Source organism: Micromonospora sp. Llam0, assembly GCF_003751085.1.
Lineage (GTDB): Bacteria > Actinomycetota > Actinomycetes > Mycobacteriales > Micromonosporaceae > Micromonospora_E.
In genome coordinates this window covers 3567091-3583565 of the sequence record NZ_RJJY01000001.1, presented here as the reverse complement: position 1 = coordinate 3583565, position 16475 = coordinate 3567091, and the positions used below count along the sequence as shown (strand labels likewise).

General features: G+C 72.1%; 17 protein-coding genes. 12 read left to right on the top strand and 5 right to left on the bottom strand.

Annotation, left to right across the window (positions count from 1 at the left end; all coding sequences use genetic code 11):
* Nucleotides 1-25 precede the first annotated feature (25 nt).
* Genes EDC02_RS15590 through hisF form a run of 7 tightly spaced genes read left to right on the top strand, consistent with a single transcriptional unit; the run spans nucleotide 26 to nucleotide 4552 of the window.
* Nucleotides 26-1228: a histidinol-phosphate transaminase gene (locus EDC02_RS15590; RefSeq protein WP_123602585.1), complete on the top strand. Its 1203-nt coding sequence runs from the start codon at nucleotides 26-28 to the stop codon at nucleotides 1226-1228.
* The gene (gene hisB, locus EDC02_RS15585; RefSeq protein WP_123602584.1) at nucleotides 1228-1839 is read left to right on the top strand and encodes an imidazoleglycerol-phosphate dehydratase HisB; all 612 of its coding nucleotides are present in this window, start codon (nucleotides 1228-1230) and stop codon (nucleotides 1837-1839) included. Before EDC02_RS15590 ends, hisB begins: the two co-directional genes overlap by 1 nt.
* A 1-nt stretch (nucleotide 1840) precedes the next feature.
* Nucleotides 1841-2011 (top strand): hypothetical protein, encoded by a 171-nt coding sequence (locus tag EDC02_RS40840; RefSeq protein WP_199757649.1) that lies wholly within the window; start codon nucleotides 1841-1843, stop codon nucleotides 2009-2011.
* On the top strand, nucleotides 2011-2676 hold the full coding sequence (gene hisH / locus EDC02_RS15580) for an imidazole glycerol phosphate synthase subunit HisH (RefSeq protein ID WP_123602583.1): 666 nt from the start codon (nucleotides 2011-2013) through the stop codon (nucleotides 2674-2676). Before EDC02_RS40840 ends, hisH begins: the two co-directional genes overlap by 1 nt.
* On the top strand, nucleotides 2673-2999 hold the full coding sequence (locus EDC02_RS15575) for a hypothetical protein (RefSeq protein ID WP_123602582.1): 327 nt from the start codon (nucleotides 2673-2675) through the stop codon (nucleotides 2997-2999). Before hisH ends, EDC02_RS15575 begins: the two co-directional genes overlap by 4 nt.
* Nucleotides 3000-3026: 27 nt before the next feature.
* Nucleotides 3027-3773: a bifunctional 1-(5-phosphoribosyl)-5-((5-phosphoribosylamino)methylideneamino)imidazole-4-carboxamide isomerase/phosphoribosylanthranilate isomerase PriA gene (priA, locus tag EDC02_RS15570; protein ID WP_123602581.1), complete on the top strand. Its 747-nt coding sequence runs from the start codon at nucleotides 3027-3029 to the stop codon at nucleotides 3771-3773.
* Nucleotides 3770-4552: an imidazole glycerol phosphate synthase subunit HisF gene (hisF, locus tag EDC02_RS15565; protein ID WP_123602580.1), complete on the top strand. Its 783-nt coding sequence runs from the start codon at nucleotides 3770-3772 to the stop codon at nucleotides 4550-4552. Before priA ends, hisF begins: the two co-directional genes overlap by 4 nt.
* 50 nt (nucleotides 4553-4602) lie before the next feature.
* Here hisF and EDC02_RS15560 read toward each other — a convergent pair whose 3' ends face one another.
* Nucleotides 4603-5079, bottom strand: a complete 477-nt coding sequence (locus EDC02_RS15560; protein ID WP_123602579.1) for a hypothetical protein — start codon at nucleotides 5077-5079, stop codon at nucleotides 4603-4605.
* Between the two features lie 56 nt (nucleotides 5080-5135).
* On the opposite strand from EDC02_RS15560, the gene EDC02_RS15555 reads away from it, so the two are divergent.
* The gene (locus EDC02_RS15555; RefSeq protein WP_123604826.1) at nucleotides 5136-6653 is read left to right on the top strand and encodes a beta-N-acetylhexosaminidase; all 1518 of its coding nucleotides are present in this window, start codon (nucleotides 5136-5138) and stop codon (nucleotides 6651-6653) included.
* On the opposite strand, the gene EDC02_RS15550 is transcribed toward EDC02_RS15555, so the two are convergent.
* Nucleotides 6628-7236 (bottom strand): YitT family protein, encoded by a 609-nt coding sequence (locus EDC02_RS15550; protein WP_233606400.1) that lies wholly within the window; start codon nucleotides 7234-7236, stop codon nucleotides 6628-6630. The genes EDC02_RS15555 and EDC02_RS15550 overlap by 26 nt on opposite strands.
* Before the next feature lie 212 nt (nucleotides 7237-7448).
* Between EDC02_RS15550 and EDC02_RS15545 the strand changes: the two genes are divergently transcribed.
* Complete coding sequence (locus tag EDC02_RS15545) at nucleotides 7449-8909, top strand: PLP-dependent aminotransferase family protein (protein ID WP_123602578.1); 1461 nt, start codon at nucleotides 7449-7451, stop codon at nucleotides 8907-8909.
* Nucleotides 8910-8934: 25 nt separating this feature from the next.
* Here the strand turns inward: EDC02_RS15545 and EDC02_RS15540 are convergent, their stop codons facing one another.
* On the bottom strand, nucleotides 8935-10761 hold the full coding sequence (locus EDC02_RS15540) for a long-chain fatty acid--CoA ligase (protein WP_123602577.1): 1827 nt from the start codon (nucleotides 10759-10761) through the stop codon (nucleotides 8935-8937).
* 383 nt (nucleotides 10762-11144) lie between these two features.
* Between EDC02_RS15540 and EDC02_RS15535 the strand changes: the two genes are divergently transcribed.
* Nucleotides 11145-12359: a S8 family peptidase gene (locus EDC02_RS15535; protein ID WP_123602576.1), complete on the top strand. Its 1215-nt coding sequence runs from the start codon at nucleotides 11145-11147 to the stop codon at nucleotides 12357-12359.
* A 254-nt stretch (nucleotides 12360-12613) separates the two neighbouring features.
* Nucleotides 12614-14044, top strand: coding sequence for a S8 family peptidase (locus tag EDC02_RS15530; protein WP_123602575.1), 1431 nt, complete (start codon nucleotides 12614-12616; stop codon nucleotides 14042-14044).
* A 65-nt stretch (nucleotides 14045-14109) separates the two neighbouring features.
* On the opposite strand, the gene EDC02_RS15525 is transcribed toward EDC02_RS15530, so the two are convergent.
* Both EDC02_RS15525 and tnpA read right to left on the bottom strand, forming a co-directional pair.
* Complete coding sequence (locus EDC02_RS15525) at nucleotides 14110-14574, bottom strand: PepSY domain-containing protein (protein WP_148083476.1); 465 nt, start codon at nucleotides 14572-14574, stop codon at nucleotides 14110-14112.
* 106 nt (nucleotides 14575-14680) lie between these two features.
* Nucleotides 14681-15097 (bottom strand): IS200/IS605 family transposase, encoded by a 417-nt coding sequence (tnpA, locus tag EDC02_RS15520; protein ID WP_123602573.1) that lies wholly within the window; start codon nucleotides 15095-15097, stop codon nucleotides 14681-14683.
* Nucleotides 15098-15122: 25 nt separating this feature from the next.
* Between tnpA and EDC02_RS15515 the strand changes: the two genes are divergently transcribed.
* Nucleotides 15123-16319 (top strand): RNA-guided endonuclease TnpB family protein, encoded by a 1197-nt coding sequence (locus EDC02_RS15515; protein WP_123604825.1) that lies wholly within the window; start codon nucleotides 15123-15125, stop codon nucleotides 16317-16319.
* Nucleotides 16320-16475: the final 156 nt, after the last annotated feature.

Sequence of the window (16475 nt, the reverse complement as noted above, 5' to 3'; positions counted from 1 at the left end):
CCGCGGGTGGACCGGCGGTGACCAGATGACCGGCCCGATCACCCTGGACGACCTGCCGATCCGCGACGATCTGCGCGGGCGCAGCCCGTACGGGGCACCGCAGCTGGACGTGCCGGTGCGGCTCAACACCAACGAGAACTCCTACCCGCTGCCGGACGTCGTGGTCGAGGCGATCGCCGAAGCGGTCACTGCGGAGCTGCGGCAACTCAACCGCTACCCGGACCGGGACGCGGTCGCGCTGCGGGCCGACCTGGCCGGCTATCTCGGCCACGGGCTGACCACGGCACAAGTGTGGGCGGCCAACGGCTCCAACGAGATCCAGCAGCAGTTGCTGCAGGCGTTCGCCGGTCCCGGCCGGGTGGCGCTCGGCTTCACCCCGGCGTACTCGATGCATCCGCTGCTGGCGGTGGGCACCGGCACCCGGTGGGTCGACGGCCGGCGCGGACCCGACTTCGACCTGTCCGCCGACGACGCGGCCGGCCAGGTGGTCGAGCACCAGCCGGACCTGGTCTTCCTCTGCTCCCCGAACAACCCGACCGGGACCGCCCTGGACCCGGCGGTGGTGCGGGCGGTGCTGGCCGCCGCGCCGGGCATGGTCGTCGTCGACGAGGCGTACGCCGAGTTCGCCCGCCCGGGCGCGGCCAGCGCGGTGCGGCTGCTGTCGACGCATCCACGGCTGGTGGTGACCCGGACGATGAGCAAGGCGTTCGGTTTCGCCGGCGGTCGGCTGGGCTATCTGGCCGCGCATCCGGCGGTGGTCGACGCGGTCCAACTGGTCCGCCTGCCCTACCATCTGTCGGCGTTGACCCAGGCGGCGGCCCGGGCGGCGCTGGCGCACCGGGACACCCTGCTCGGTACGGTACGGGTGATCATGCGACAGCGGGACCGGATCGTCGCCGAGTTGCGTCGGCTCGGGCTCACCGTGGCGGACAGCGACGCGAACTTCGTGCTGTTCGGCGTCGAAGGCGTCAACGGCGTCAACGGCGTCAACGGTGGCGACGGCGTCAACGGTGGCGACGGCGTCAACGGTGGCGACCAGCGGGCCGTCTGGCAGGCGTTGCTGGAGCGTGGGGTGCTGGTCCGTGACGTCGGACTGGCCGGCTGGCTGCGGGTGACCGCCGGGACGCCGCAGGAGACCGACGCGTTCCTCGACGCGATGACGGAACTGGTCACCGGGTCCAATTTCCTCCCTGGCCTGCGGGCCGGAGCATCCACGGAAGGAATCTGATGAACCGCACCGCGCGGGTCGAACGCACCACGGCCGAGACCAAGGTGCTGGTGGAGCTGGACCTAGACGGCACCGGCACCGCCGACATCGGCACCGGTGTCGGCTTCTACGACCACATGCTGCACCAGATCGCCCGGCACGGCGGCTTCGACCTGACCGTACAGACGGTCGGTGACCTGGAGATCGACGCGCACCACACGATGGAGGACACGGCGATCGCGCTGGGTACGGCGTTGCGCCAGGCGTTGGGCGACAAGGCGGGTATCCGCCGGTACGGCTCGGCCACCATCCCGATGGACGAGGTGCTGGTACGGGCGGCGGTCGACCTGTCCGGCCGGCCGTACGTGGTGCACGACGAGCCGGCGCTGGCGCCCTACATCGGGCCGGTCTACCCGACCAGCATGACCCGGCACATCTGGGAGTCGCTCGGCCACTCGGCCATGATCACGCTGCACGTGTCGGTGCTGCGGGCCGCCCGCGACGGCGGCCACCCGGACGCGCACCACGTGGTCGAGGCCCAGTTCAAGGCGGTCTCCCGGGCGCTGCGCGAGGCGGTGGCGATCGATCCCCGGTCGGCCGGCTCGGTGCCCAGCACCAAAGGCGCGCTGTAACGTGGACAGCTTCCTGCCGGTGGCGCTGTTCGCGCTGGCCGGGGTGCTGGTCGGTGGCGCCTGGTCGCTGCACCGCCAGGGCGCCGGACGGGGTGCCGTCGGCCTGGCCGCCGGCCTCGCCGTGTTGGCGGTCGCCGCCGGCGTGTTCTGGCTGCTACCCGGAGGTGACTGATGGCCACGCCACCGCCGGCCGTCGTGGTGCTCGACTACGGCTCCGGCAATCTGCGCTCCGCCGAACGCGCGCTGGCCCGGGCCGGTGCCGAGGTGACCGTGACCGCCGACCTGGCGACGGCCGACGCCGCCGCCGGGCTGGTGGTGCCGGGCGTCGGCGCGTACGCGGCCTGCATGTCCGGCATCGACGAGCTCGGCGCGGCACCGGTGATCGCGCGGCGGGTCGCCGAGGGACGCCCGGTGCTCGGCATCTGCGTCGGCATGCAGATCCTCTTCGAGTACGGCGAGGAGCACGGGGTGGTCACCAAAGGGCTCGGCCTGCTGCCCGGCGGGGTTCGCCGGCTGCCCGCCGAGCGGGTGCCGCACATGGGCTGGAACACCGTGGCCGCGCCGGCCGGCAGCACCCTGTTCGCTGGTCTGCCCGGCGACGCCCGGTTCTACTTCGTGCACTCGTACGCGGCGCTCGCCGTCGACCAGCTGACCGCCGCCGACGTCCTGGTCACCACCACCGAACATGGGGCCGGTTTCGTGGCTGCCGCCGAACGTGGCGCGCTGTCGGCGACGCAGTTCCATCCGGAGAAGTCCGCCCAGACCGGGGCCACCCTGCTGGGCAACTGGCTGGCCACGCTCACCCCGGTGGCCACCGAGGTAGGAGGCGACCGGTGAGCAAGGAACGGGCCCGCCGCCGGGCCGCCCGGCTGGCCGAGGCGGAACGCGAGCGGGCCGCCCGGGCCCGGACCAGCGCCCGCCGGCAGCGGCGTCGGTCCGCGCTGCGCCGGCTCACCCCGCGTCGGCCGGGCGGGCGCACCGGGCGGTTGTTCATCCGGCGTAGCCGCACCGAGCGCGCCGGGATCGCGGTGCTGACCGTGGCGGCGCTGGCGGTCGTCTGGCTGGCCGTGCCCGACATGGCGCTGCGCCTGTTGCTGATCGCCGTACTGCTGCTCGTGGCACCCGCCGTCGTGGTCATCGCGCTCGGCCGACGGACCTGATACCCACCATCCTCGAGGAGACGATCCGTGACCCTGACCCTGCTTCCCGCTGTCGATGTCGCCGACGGCCAGGCCGTCCGCCTGGTCCAGGGCGCGGCCGGTAGCGAAACCTCCTACGGTGATCCGCTGGAGGCGGCGCTCGCCTGGCAGCGTGACGGGGCGGAGTGGATCCACCTGGTCGACCTCGACGCCGCCTTCGGCCGGGGCAGCAACGCCCATCTGCTCGCCGAGGTGGTCCGGCAGATCGACGTGGCGGTGGAGTTGTCCGGCGGGATCCGCGACGACGAGTCGCTCGCCGCCGCGCTGGGCACCGGCGCGGCCCGGGTCAACATCGGCACCGCCGCGTTGGAGGACCCGGTCTGGTGCGACCGGATCGTCGCCGAGTTCGGTGACCGGGTGGCGATCGGCCTGGACGTGCGTGGCCGTACGCTGGCCGCCCGGGGCTGGACCCGCGACGGCGGTGACCTGTTCGAGATCCTCGAACGGCTGGACAAGGCCGGGGCCGCGCGGTACGTGGTCACCGACATCACCAAGGACGGCACCATGCGGGGACCGAACCTGGACCTGCTCCGTGAGGTGTGCTCCCGGACCGACGCGCCGGTGATCGCCTCCGGCGGCGTGTCCACCCTGGATGATCTGCGGGCGCTCGCCACTCTGGAGTCGGCCGGGGTGGAGGGAGTGATCGCCGGCAAGGCGCTGTACGCCGGCGCGTTCAGCGTCGCGCAGGCGCTCGCCGCGCTGCGCGACGCCGGCCGCTCGGAGGTTTCCGGGTGAGCGTCGCGGTCCGGGTGATCCCCTGCCTCGACGTGGACGCGGGCCGGGTGGTCAAGGGGGTCAACTTCGTCGACCTGCGCGACGCCGGGGACCCGGTCGAGCTGGCCGCCGCCTACGACGCGGCCGGCGCGGACGAGTTGACCTTCCTCGACGTCACCGCCTCCTCCGACGCCCGGGGCACCATGCTGGACGTGGTCCGCCGGACCGCCGAGTCGGTGTTCATTCCGCTCACCGTCGGTGGCGGGGTGCGGTCGGCGGAGAACGTGGACACGTTGCTGCGCGCCGGAGCGGACAAGGTCGGGGTGAACACTGCGGCGATCGCCCGACCCGATCTGATCGCCGAGATCGCCGACCGGTTCGGCCGGCAGGTGCTGGTGCTGTCCCTGGACGTGCGCCGTGCCGGGCCGCAGACGGTTGCCAGCGGTGACACGCCCAGCGGTTTCGAGGTGACCACCCACGGCGGTCGGCGGGGGACCGCGATCGACGCGGTGGCCTGGGCCCGGCGCGGCGCCGAGCTGGGTGCCGGCGAGATCCTGCTGAACTCGATGGACGCCGACGGCACCAAGAGCGGTTTCGACGTCGAGCTCATCGCGGCGGTGCGGGCGGTGGTCGACATTCCGGTGATCGCCAGCGGCGGGGCCGGTGCCACCGCGCACTTCCCGCCGGCGGTTGCCGCCGGGGCCGACGCGGTCCTCGCCGCGAGCGTGTTCCACTTCGGCGAGCTGACCATCGGCGCGGTCAAACAGGAGCTGCGCGACGCCGGCCACCCGGTGCGCTGACCGCCGTAGCCGACTCCGTCGACCCGCCCGAGGTCAGGCCCGGCCGGTGGTCAGGCCCGGCCCTGCTGGGCGGCGGCGGAGTTCTCCACCGAACGCCGGGGCACCGGCGGCAGGAAACGCCCGGTGTATTCGAGCATCGCGGCGGCGTGGTCCTGGTCGTCCAGCCGCCACTCGGCCTCGGTGGCGGCGTACCGCTGGTCGAGCACCCCGTGCACACTGTCCACCGTGGTGGTCAGGCCGCTGCGTGGCCGGTCCCGCCACAGCTGTTCTCCGGCCTCGGTCACCTGGAACCAGCCGTCGCTGACCGAGATCAGCCCGGCACCGAGCAGTCGGCGTACCCCGGTCTCGATCTCCTCCCGGGTGGGGATCGCCTGGTTGAGGTGTTCGGCGGTGGCGAGCACGTCGACCAGGCGTACCCCTTCGGGTCGGCGGCTCAGCGGCGACCTGCGGTGCCGACCCACCTTGCCGGCGATGACCGTCGAGACGAAGATCCACGCGTCCGACCAAGCCCACCCCTCGTCCATCATCTGCCCATGATGCCGCGCCGGGCGCGCGGGCGGAACTCCTGTGCTTGGCTGTGGACATGCTTTTGCCGCGTCCCACCCGTCTGATCCGTGAGGCCGGGCATTTCGCCCTCGACGCGACGACCGGCGTGTTCGCGCCGGCCGGCGTCGCCGACCTGCTGCGCGAACTGCTCTCCCCGGCGACCGGGCTGCCGTTGCCGACGGTCGGGGCGCCCGGCGACGGCGTGATCAGCCTGCTGGTGCGCGACGATCCCGCGCTCGGCGCCGAGGGCTACCGGCTGCGGGTCGACCGGTCCGGGGTCCGGGCGGTGGCCGCCGCCGAGGCCGGGCTGCGCTGGGCGGTGCAGACCCTGCGCCAGTTGCTGCCCGACCAGGTGTACGCGGCCGGGCCGGTCCGTGGGGTGCCGTGGCGGCTGCCGACGGTGGAGATCGTCGACGTGCCGGCGTACCCGTGGCGGGGATCGCTGCTCGACGTGGCCCGCTGGTGTCACCCGCTGCCGCTGCTCTACCGCTACGTCGATGTGCTGGCCATGCACAAGCTCAACACCCTGCACCTGCATCTGACCGACGACCAGGGTTGGCGGTTCGAGGTGCGGCGGTACCCCCGGTTGACCGAGGTGGGCGGTTTCCGGGCGGCGTCGCCGGCCGGTCATGCCCGGGACGGCCGCAGCGACGGGGTGCCGCACGGCGGCTGGTACCGGCAGGCGCAGCTGCGTGACCTGGTGGCGTACGCGGCCCGGCGCGGGGTGCGGATCATGCCGGAGATCGACCTGCCCGGGCACGCCCAGGCGGCGATCGCGGCCTATCCGGAGTTCGGCAACGATCCGACCCGCCGGTTGGCCGTCGGGACGACCTGGGGGATCTCCACCCACGTACTCAACCTGGAACCGGCCACCCTGGCTGCCGTGCACCACATCCTCGACGAGGTGGTCGAGGTCTTCCCGTTCGGGTACGTGCACGTCGGCGGGGACGAGGTGCCGACCGCCGAGTGGGCGGCGAACCCGGCGGCCGTCGCCCGGGCCACCGAGCTCGGCCTGCCCCGGGTGGCCGACCTGCAGGGCTGGTGGACCGGACGGCTGGCCGAGCATCTGGCCGGCCACGGCCGGCGGACCGCGGTCTGGGACGAACTGCTCGACCGGGGGGCGCCGGCCGGGGCCACCGTCTTCGCCTGGCGGGGCACCGACCGGATCGACCTGGCCCGGGCCGCCGGCCTGCCGGTGGTCGCCGCGCCGTACAGCCACACGTACTTCGACTGGGCCGAGTCCGACGATCCGGCCGAGCCGTTGGCCATCGCCGGGGTGCTGCCGCTGCGCACGGTGTACGGGTTCCAGCCCGGCGACGTGCTCGGGGTGCAGGGGCAGTTGTGGAGCGAGTACCTGCCCACCGAGCAGCGGGTGTGGTGGCGGGCCTTCCCCCGGCTGGCCGCGTTGGCCGAGGTGGGCTGGTCCGGACCGGTGCCGACCGACGACACCGGCGCGGTGCCGTCCGGGGTGTGGGCGGAGTTCCGGGGCCGGCTGACCGGGCAGTTGCGCCGGCTGGACCGGGTCGGCGTCAGCTACCGTCCGCCGGACGACTGACCGCCGGGACCGGCTCGGGCGCGGCCGCGACGGGCGCGGCCGCATCGGGTCCGGTCGCGTCGGTGGGTACGGTGCACAGCGGCAGGAAGAACTGCACCAGCGGTCCGATGCCGACCGCGTAGAGCACGGTGCCCACTCCGGCGGTGCCGCCGAGCAGCCAGCCGCACCCGAGCACGGTCAGCTCGATCACGGTGCGGACCAGCCGGACCGAGCTGCGCGGGTGCCGTGTGACCCAGCCGGTCATCAGCCCGTCCCGGGGGCCGGGGCCCATCCGCGCTCCGATGTACAGGCCGGTGGCCAGACCGTTGAGCACGATCCCGGCGACCAGGAACACGCCCCGGACCGGCAGTTGCGTCGGTGCGGGCAGTAGCGCGAGGCCGGCGTCCACCGCGACGCCGATCACCACCACGTTGCTGACCGTGCCGAGGCCCGGTCGCTGCCGCAGCGGTATCCACAGCAGCAGCACGGCCCCGCCGACGAGCACCGTGACGGTCCCGAAGCTTAGCCCGGTCAGCTGGGTCAGCCCCTGGTGGAAGACGTCCCACGGGTTCAGCCCGAGATCCGACTCGATCATCAGCGACATGCTGACGCCGTACAGGGCGAGGCCGGCGTAGAGCTGCCCGAGCCGGCGGGGCAGCCGCCGACCCGGGTGTCGGCCGGTGCGGTCGCCGGGATGGTGACCGGGGTCGGGGTCCGATCTGCGGAGGAGGCCACCGCCGTTGCCAATTCTGGTCATGCATGCCACTCTGAAGGCCAATCGGCGATCGCGATACGACCAATCGGAGGCAACTGGATATGGCGGTGATCGTGCGTGGCAGCCAATTGGCCCGGCTGCTCGGCCAGTGGCATGCCCTGCCCGGCCGGCGGCGCAACCCGGACTACGCCGCGCTGGCCGGGGCGGTCCGCGGACTGCTCGCCGACGGGCGGCTGCCGCTCGGCGTACGGCTGCCGGCCGAGCGGGAACTTGCCGAGGCGCTGCGGGTCAGTCGGACCACCGTCACCGCCGCGTACCGCAGCCTGCGGGAGACCGGCCACCTGACCAGCCGCCGGGGGGCCGGCAGCTGGACCACGTTGCCCACCGGACACCAGGTGGCCAGCTCCGGGCTGTGGACCGCGGAGACCGCTCCCGACATGATCGACCTGGGGTACGCGGCGCTGGCCGCCCCACCCGAGCTGGTACCGGCGGCCCGGGCCGCCGCCGAGGATCTGCCCCGCTTCCTGCAGCACGCCGGCTACTACCCGACCGGGCTGGCCGAGCTGCGGGCCGCGGTCGCCCACGGCTACACCCGGCGTGGTCTGCCCACCAGCGCGGAGCAGATCATGGTGACCAGCGGCACCCAGCACGCCCTCGACCTGGTGCTGCGGCTGCTGCTGCCGGCCGGTGCGCCGGTACTGGTCGAGTCGCCCACCTACCCGAACGCGCTCGCCGCGCTCGCCGCCCGTCGGGCCCGGATCGCCACCCACGGACTGGCGACCACCGCTGGCGACGGTTGGGACGCCGACCTGCTGCTCGGCGCGATCCGGCAGGACCGGCCCCGGCTGGCCTACCTGATCCCCGAGTTCCAGAACCCGACCGGTCACCTGATGTCGGTCGAGCTGCGGGAACGGGTGGTCGCGGCGGCCCACGCCAGCGGCACCGACCTGGTGGTCGACGAGTCGTTCGTGGATCTGCCGCTGGACGGCACCCCGGTGCCGCCGCCGACTGCGGTCTTCGACCGGCACTCCCGGGTGATCTCCATCGGTGGGATGAGCAAGCCCTACTGGGGTGGGCTGCGGATCGGCTGGGTGCGGGCCTCGGCGCCGTTGGTGCAGCGGCTGGCCGCCCTGCGGGTCGGGGTGGACATGGCCGGTCCGGTGCTCGACCAGCTGGTCGGGGTCCACCTGCTGGCCGCCGCGGACACCATCGTGCCGGCCCGGTTGGCGCAGCTCACCGCCCAGCGGGACGCGTTGCTCGCCGAGTTGGCCAACGTGCTGCCCGAGTGGCGGGTCACCGTGCCGCACGGCGGGGTGACCCTCTGGGCGGAGCTGGACGGCCCGATCTCCAGCGCGCTCGCCCGAGCGGCCGAGGAGTCCGGGGTGCGGCTGGCCCCCGGTCCCCGGTTCGGCATCGACGGCACCCTGGAGCGGTTCCTGCGGTTGCCGTTCACCCTGCCGGTGCCGGTGCTGACCGACGCGGTACGGCGGATCGCCGCCGTGCGCTACGACCTTGACCGCACCAGCCGCCGCCAGTGGCGGGAGCCCGCCATGATCGCCTGACGGCGGCTGGTGCCCGACCCCACGGTCAGATCTCGGCGAGCTGACCGGCGTACATCCGGTCGATCTCGGCGGCGAAGTTGTTCTCCACGATCCGGCGTTTGATCTTCAGCGACGGCGTCATCTCGCCGTCCTCGATGGTCAGGTCCCGACTGAGGATAGCGAACTTCTTGATTGTCTCCCACCGGTTCAGCTTGCCGTTGAGTTCGGCGACGTAGCCCGCCACCAGAGCCTGCACCTCGGGCGAGGCGACGATCTCGGCGTACGGGCGGCCGGCCAGCGGACCGTCGGCGGCCCAGCCGGTGATGGCGTCCGGGTCCAGGGTGACCAGCATGGTGCAGTAGTTGCGGGCCTGGCCGATCACCACCGCCTGTGAGGTGTACGGGCAGACCGCCTTGAACAGGCCCTCGATGTGCGACGGCGCCACGTACTTGCCGCCGGAGGTCTTGACCAGGTCCTTCTTGCGGTCGGTGATGGTGAGGAAGCCCTCGTCGTCGAGGTTGCCGATGTCGCCGGTGCGGAAGAACCCGTCGGCGGTGAACGCCTCGGCGGTCTCGGCCGGCAGGTTGTGGTAGCCGCGCATCACCGGCGCGCCGCGCAGCAGCACCTCGCCGTCGTCGTCGATGCGGCACTCCAGGTCACCCAGCGCCTGTCCGACGGTGCCGATCTTGATCTTGACCGGCCGGTTGACGAAGTTGGCGGCGCTCGCCTCGGTCAGCCCGTAGCCCTCGCAGATCGGCAGGTTGGCGGCGGCGAAGAACTCGGCGATGTCCGGGCTCAGCGGTGCCGAACCGGAGACCAGCGCGTTGATGTGCCCGCCGAGGCGGGCCTGGAGCTTGCTGAAGACCAGCTTCTGGGCGATCGCGTACTTGAGCTTCAGCCCACCCGGCACCGGCCGGCCGGCCTGTTGCAGGGCCACCCGCTGGCGACCGACGCCGACCGCCCAGTCGAAGATCCGGGCCTTGGCGCCGCCGGCCTCCTGAGCCGTGGTGACCGCCTTGTTGTAGACCTTCTCGAAGATCCGCGGGGCGGCGCACATCAGCGTGGGCCGGACCACCGACAGCATGTCGACCAGCTTGTCCACCCGGCCGTCCACGTAGGTCGGCAGTCCGACGTGGATGATACTGCACAGCAGGGTCTTGCCGAACGAGTGGGACAGCGGCAGCCAGAGGTACTGCAGGTCGTCGGGGTTCATGATGCCCAGCTGGGACTGGGCGACGGCCTCCCAGCACCAGCCCCGGTGCAGCAGTTCGACACCCTTGGGCCGGCCGGTGGTGCCGGAGGTGTAGATCAGGGTGGCCAGGTGCTCCGGCTCGATGGTGGTGGCGATCCGTTCGATCAGGCCGGGTTCCTCGGCAAGGGCCTGGGCGCCGCGCTCCTCCAACTCGGCCAGGGTGAGCTGGGGGACCGTCGCGGCGGAGTCGGCCGCTCCGTCGATCAGCACCACGTGGGTGAGCGCGGGCAGGTCCGCGCCGGCCATCTTGTCGGCCTGGGCGCGGTTCTCCGCGATCAGGATCTTCGAGCCGGAGTCGCCGACGATGAACGCCGCGTCGGCCGGCTCGGTGGTGGGGTAGACCGTGGTCGTCGCGCCGGCGGCGCACATGATGCCCAGGTCGGCCAGCACCCACTCGATCCTGGTGTTGGCCAGGATGGCCACCCGGTCCTCGTTGCCGACGCCCAGTGCGTACAGGCCGGCGGCGATCGCCCTGGTCCGGTCGGCGACCTCGCTCCAGGTCAACCAGGTCAGGCCGGAGTCGCCCGGGGCGGGGCCGGCGATCGCGTTCCGGTCCGGCGTGGCAGCCACCCGCTGCAGAAACATGTCAGGAATCGACCGGTATGGGACGTCGAGAGCCATTGGGTCCGTCGCCTCCGCATATGTGATAGTGAGCGCCGTCACGTAAATTTCGTGTTACCGAACAGTAGTGCCAGGGTTGCGCGTTCGGCTAGCCCCAAGCATCGCCCAGCGGGGCAAACCCGGCCAGGCCTCGCGGCGGTGTTCCTCGTCAAGGGCAGTTTTCGTCCCGTACCCGGCGGTGTTCGCCGACGGTGCCGGCTCCGGGTCGGCAACCCCCCTCCGGTTCCCGGCGCCGAAACCATGCGTCGGCGGTATAGGTATATCGATATATAAACCTGCCTACGCTCCCGCATACGATCCCATCGATCGATATCCCGATCGCCCGCCCGCGACCGAGACGGCCACAAGCCGACGCGGGTGTCCGCATCCAGGAAGGAACAGGGATGACCGTTCTCCGTACCACCGGCCGCCGGCTGCTGCTGGCCGGCTGCGCCGCCGCGGTCGCCACCGCGCTGGTCGGCAACCCGGCGGCCGCCGCTCCGGCCGGGGAGATCAAGCTCGCCGGCGGGGCCACCGCGGTCGCGGGCAGCTACATCGTGGTGCTCACCGACGCCGCCGTCGCGGCCCGGGGCGACGCGGCCCGCGCGGCCGCCGTCGCAGACCGGGCCGGCAGCCTCGCCGCCCAGTACGGCGGTGCCGTCAACCGTGTCTTCGGCGCTGCGGTCAACGGCTTCGAGGCGCGGCTGTCGGCGTCGGCCGCCCGTCGGCTCGCCGCGCACTCGTCCGTGGCGTACGTGGAGCAGAACCACACCGTGTCGCTCGCCGCCACCCAGACCAACCCGCCGTCCTGGGGTCTGGACCGGATCGACCAGCGCAACCGGCCGCTGAACAACGCCTACACCTACCCCACGACGGCCAGCAACGTCACCGCGTACATCATCGACACCGGCATCCGCACCACGCACAACGACTTCGGTGGGCGGGCCCGCGCCGGCTACGACGCGTTCGGCGGTACGTCGGCGGACTGCAACGGGCACGGCACCCACGTCGCCGGTACGGTCGGCGGCAGCTCGTACGGGGTGGCCAAGGGCGTCCGGCTGGTCGCCGTGCGGGTGCTGAACTGCTCCGGCAGCGGCACCATCGCCGGGGTCGTCGCCGGGGTCAACTGGGTCACCGCCAACGCGGTCAAGCCGGCGGTGGCGAACATGAGCCTCGGTGGCGGGGCCAGCAGCACGCTGGACAGCGCGGTGGCGAACTCCATCTCCTCCGGCGTCAGCTACGCGGTGGCGGCCGGCAACTCGAACGCCAACGCCTGCAACTACTCGCCGGCCCGGGTCTCCAGCGCGATCACCGTCGGCGCCACCACCAGCAGCGACGCCCGTGCGTCGTACTCCAACTACGGCAGCTGCCTGGACATCTTCGCGCCGGGCTCGTCGATCACCGCGCCGTGGTACAACAGCAACACCGCCACCCGGACCATCAGCGGTACCTCGATGGCCTCCCCGCACGCTGCGGGTGCCGCCGCTCTGGTGCTCGGCCGGTTCCCCTCCTACAGCCCGGCCCAGGTGACCAGCTACCTGGTCAGCAACGCCACCACCGGCGTGGTGTCGGGCGCCGGCTCCGGCTCACCGAACCGTCTGCTCTTCGTGGTCAACTGATTCGGTGATCAGCTGATCGACCCGACGGGTCGAGCAGCGCGCGGCCCCCGGACACCCCAGCGTCCGGGGGCCGCACCCCGCCCCAGCGGCGGCGCATAGGGTAACCGTTTGCATACCACCAGTGATATGACCCAAGAGATATAGGAAGCTGTCAATCGGCTCCGCCCTACGATCGGTCCGATCGGCATCGTCGATCGTCCATCTGTCCGCAGTAGTCGATCTACTGCGGACAAAAGACCGAAGGAAGGACGGAGATGACACCCTTGCGCACGCACGTCCGGCGCGCCCTGGTGCTGGTCGTGGCGGCGGCCGTCGCCACCACGACGGTCACCCCGCCGGCCGCGGCCGCACCCACCGGCGAGATCCGCCAGGCGGGTGGCGCCACCGCGGTGGCGGGCAGCTACATTGTCGCGTTGAAGGCCAGCGCGGTGAGCGGCTCCCGCACCATGCGGACCGCCCGGATCGCGACCCGCGCCGCCGACCTCGCCGGGACCTACGGCGGCGTGGTCAACCGACTGTACGAGACCGCCTTCACCGGTTTCGAGATCAACCTCTCCGAAGCCGCCGCCCGCCGCCTGGCGGCACACTCGTCCGTCGCGTACGTGGAGCAGAACCACACCGTCTCGCTGGCCGGGACCCAGGTCAACCCGCCGTCCTGGGGCCTGGACCGGATCGACCAGCGCTACCTGCCGCTGGACCGCTCCTACACCTACCCGAACACCGGCTCGACGGTTACCGCGTACATCATCGACACCGGCATCCGGTTCGACCACACCGACCTTTCCCCCCGGGCCGTCCCCGGGTACGACGCGTTCGGTGGCACCTCGGCAGACTGCAACGGGCACGGCACCCACGTCGCCGGTACGGTCGGCGGCACCAAGTTCGGAGTGGCCAAGAAGGTCCGGCTGGTCGCCGTCCGGGTGCTCAACTGCGGCGGCAGCGGCACCGTCGCCGGAGTCCTCGCCGGCGTCAACTGGGTCACCACCAACGCCGCAGGCCGCCCGGCGGTGGCGAACATGAGCCTCGGTGGCGGGGCCAGCGCCACGTTGGACAGCGCGGTGACCGCCTCGATCGCCTCCGGCGTCAGCTACGCGGTGGCGGCCGGTAACTCCAACGCCGACGCCTGCAACTTCTCACCGGCCCGGGTCCCGACCGCACTGACCGTCGGGGCCACCGACCGCAACGACAACCGGGCCCCCTACTCCAACTGGGGACGCTGCCTGGACCTGTTCGCGCCCGGATCGCAGATCACCTCGGCCTGGCACACCAGCCCGACCGCGACCAACACGATCAGCGGCACCTCGATGGCCGCACCGCACGTGGCCGGAGCGGCCGCCATGGTGCTGCAGGCGTACCCGAACTACACCCCGGCGCAGGTGTCCGCGTTCATCCTGCGGATCGCCACGCCGAACGTGGTGGTCAACCCCGGGCCCGGCTCGCCGAATCTGCTGCTCTACGTCCTGTTCCGTAACGTCATCACCCCGGTACCGACGCTGACCGTCAATCCGACCGTGATCCCGACCTTCACCCCACGGCCCACGTTCTCGCCGCGTCCGACCGTGGCTCCGTCGCTGACCGCGATCCCGACCTTCACCCCGCGCCCGACCCTCACCCCACGCCCGACGTTGACCGCGGTCCCGACGCTGACCCAGCGTCCGCCGCTGCTGCCCGCACCGATCGGCTGACCTGGTCCGGCCGCCGGGACGGGCATCACCCCGTCCCGGCGGCCGGCACGACGGGCCGCCGCCGATCAGCGATCCCGGCGGTCGTCGTCGCGGTCGACCTTGACGACGTCGCCGGTCACCCGGTGGATGTCGAGGTCCCACTCGACGCCGTCGGCGACGACCTCGACCTCCCAGATCGGCCGGCCGTCCGTGTGGTCCCGCTCGATCTCGGCGACCCGACTACCGCCCACCTCGTCGACCGCGATCCGGGCCGCCCGGTCCAGGGTGACCTGGTCGGCGGACCCACCGCCAGTGGTGGCCTTACCGCCCGGCCCGTCGTCGCCGCTCGGCCCGTCGTCACCGGCCCCGTCCGTGCCGGTACGCGGCACCGCCGTCGGTTCCTGTCCCGACTCGCTGGCGACCACGGTCGGGCTGGGCGACCCGGCGCCGCCGGTCACGTCCTGGGCCGCCGCGCCGAGCGCGGTGCCCGCGACGGCGAGCGCGGCGACCGCACCCACCCCGATCATCACGATCATCGGTCTACTGGCCATGTCGAACCTCCTGTCGTCGGGCTACCGGAATGCGGGCCAGTGCTCCGGCCTTCAGGCCGGGGGTGAAGGCCCGCGCTGGGAGGGCCGCCAGGGCCCGAGCAGTGCTCTAACCTGGCCGGTTCTGCTGCTCGATGTACTGCTTCACGATGCTCAGTGGCGCGCCGCCGACGGAGCCCGCGAAGTACGAGCCCGACCAGAGCTTGTTGGCCCGGTGGTAGTGGCGTGCGAGGTCGGGGAACTCCTGCCGCGGGCGGCGCGACGAGACGCCCTTGAGTGAGTTGACCAGGCGGGAAACGGCGACTTTGGGTGGGTGGTCGACCAGCAGGTGGACATGGTTGTGGCCGCCGTTGAACTCGACCAGTTCGGCCTCGAAGTCGCGGCATACGTCCCGCATGATCGCCTCCATGCGGGTCAGGTGCCGGTCGGCGAACACCGTGTGCCGGAACTTCGTCACGAAAAGCAAATGAACATGCATCGCGAAGACACAGTGTCTACCGGTACGGATACCCTCAACTTCTGCCATAGACCAACATGATATCGTGTGGTTCGTGCAGCTCCGGTACCAGTTCCGGGTCTACCCGACACCCGGCCAGCAGATCGCGCTGGCCCGGGCGTTCGGGTGCGCCCGGGTGGTGTTCAACGACGGGCTGCGCGCACGGCAGACCGCCCACGAGCAGGGCCTGCCGTACATCTCGGACGCCGAACTGTCGAAGCGGGTCATCACGCGGGCCAAGACGACACCGGAACGGGCGTGGCTCGGCGAGGTGTCCGCGGTGGTGTTGCAGCAGGCCCTCGCGGACCTCAACACCGCCTACCGCAACTTCTTCGCCTCGATCACCGGCAGACGCAAGGGTACGAAGGTGGCCCCGCCGAGGTTCCGGTCCCGCAAGGACAACCGGCAGGCCATCCGCTTCACCCGCAACTCCCGGTTCACGGTCCTGGACAACGGCCGTCTGCGGCTGCCGAAGATCGGCGACCTCGCGGTCCGCTGGTCCCGGACCCTGCCGTCGGACCCGTCGTCCGTGACGGTCATCCGGGACGCGGCCGGGCGGTACTTCGCCTCGTTCGTCGTGCGGGCCACGGACGAGCCGTTGCCGCCGACCGACGCCGAGGTGGGGATCGATCTGGGTCTGACGCACTTCGCGGTCATGTCGGACGGCACGAAGGTGGCCGCACCCAGGTTCCTGCGCCGCGCGGCCCGCAGGCTCAAACGGCTGCAGCAGGCCCTGTCCCGCAAGCGGCGGGGCAGCAACCGCCGTGGGAAGGCCGTCGTGAAGGTCGCCAGGGCGCACGCCCGGGTGGCCGACACCCGGCGGGACTGGCAGCACAAGCTGTCCACGACGATCATCCGCGAGAACCAAGCGGTGTACGTCGAGGACCTGTGTGCCGTCGGTCTCGGCCGGACCCGGCTCGCCAGGTCCGTGCACGACGCCGGATGGTCGTCGTTCGTCGCCATGCTGGAGTACAAGGCGGCGAGATACGGGCGTACGTTCGCCCGGGTGGACCGGTGGCTCCCGTCCACCCGGATGTGTTCGGACTGCGGGCGGATCAACGAGCGGATGGCGCTGAACGTGCGGTCGTGGGTCTGTCCGTGCGGCGGTCTCCACGATCGGGATGTCAACGCCGCGATCAACATCAAGGCCGCCGGGCAGGCGGACTTCAACGACCGTGGAGCGCGGGTAGGACCGGGACCCGTTCCGGCACCGCGCGGTGAAACGGTAACCCACCAGAACGCCGCGGTTTAGGGCGGCGAGGATGTCAAACGGCGACCGACGTGGACCGGGGGCCGGACGACGACGTCGAGGTGAGCTTCGTCGGGCCGGCGGGGGAGTACGAGGTCGACGCGGTATGCGTCGGTGACCAGCCGGAGATCGGCTGGGAGCTGGACGACTGATTCCCGG

Coding starts and splice junctions, on each gene's coding strand:
- EDC02_RS15590 (WP_123602585.1), top strand. CDS start 26: ATGACCGGCCCGATCACCCTGGACGACCTGCCGATCCGCGACGATCTG.
- hisB (WP_123602584.1), top strand. CDS start 1,228: ATGAACCGCACCGCGCGGGTCGAACGCACCACGGCCGAGACCAAGGTG.
- hisH (WP_123602583.1), top strand. CDS start 2,011: ATGGCCACGCCACCGCCGGCCGTCGTGGTGCTCGACTACGGCTCCGGC.
- EDC02_RS15560 (WP_123602579.1), bottom strand. CDS start 5,079: ATGATGGACGAGGGGTGGGCTTGGTCGGACGCGTGGATCTTCGTCTCG.
- EDC02_RS15555 (WP_123604826.1), top strand. CDS start 5,136: ATGCTTTTGCCGCGTCCCACCCGTCTGATCCGTGAGGCCGGGCATTTC.
- EDC02_RS15550 (WP_233606400.1), bottom strand. CDS start 7,236: ATGTCGCTGATGATCGAGTCGGATCTCGGGCTGAACCCGTGGGACGTC.
- EDC02_RS15545 (WP_123602578.1), top strand. CDS start 7,449: ATGGCGGTGATCGTGCGTGGCAGCCAATTGGCCCGGCTGCTCGGCCAG.
- EDC02_RS15540 (WP_123602577.1), bottom strand. CDS start 10,761: ATGGCTCTCGACGTCCCATACCGGTCGATTCCTGACATGTTTCTGCAG.
- EDC02_RS15535 (WP_123602576.1), top strand. CDS start 11,145: ATGACCGTTCTCCGTACCACCGGCCGCCGGCTGCTGCTGGCCGGCTGC.
- EDC02_RS15530 (WP_123602575.1), top strand. CDS start 12,614: ATGACACCCTTGCGCACGCACGTCCGGCGCGCCCTGGTGCTGGTCGTG.
- EDC02_RS15525 (WP_148083476.1), bottom strand. CDS start 14,574: ATGGCCAGTAGACCGATGATCGTGATGATCGGGGTGGGTGCGGTCGCC.
- tnpA (WP_123602573.1), bottom strand. CDS start 15,097: ATGGCAGAAGTTGAGGGTATCCGTACCGGTAGACACTGTGTCTTCGCG.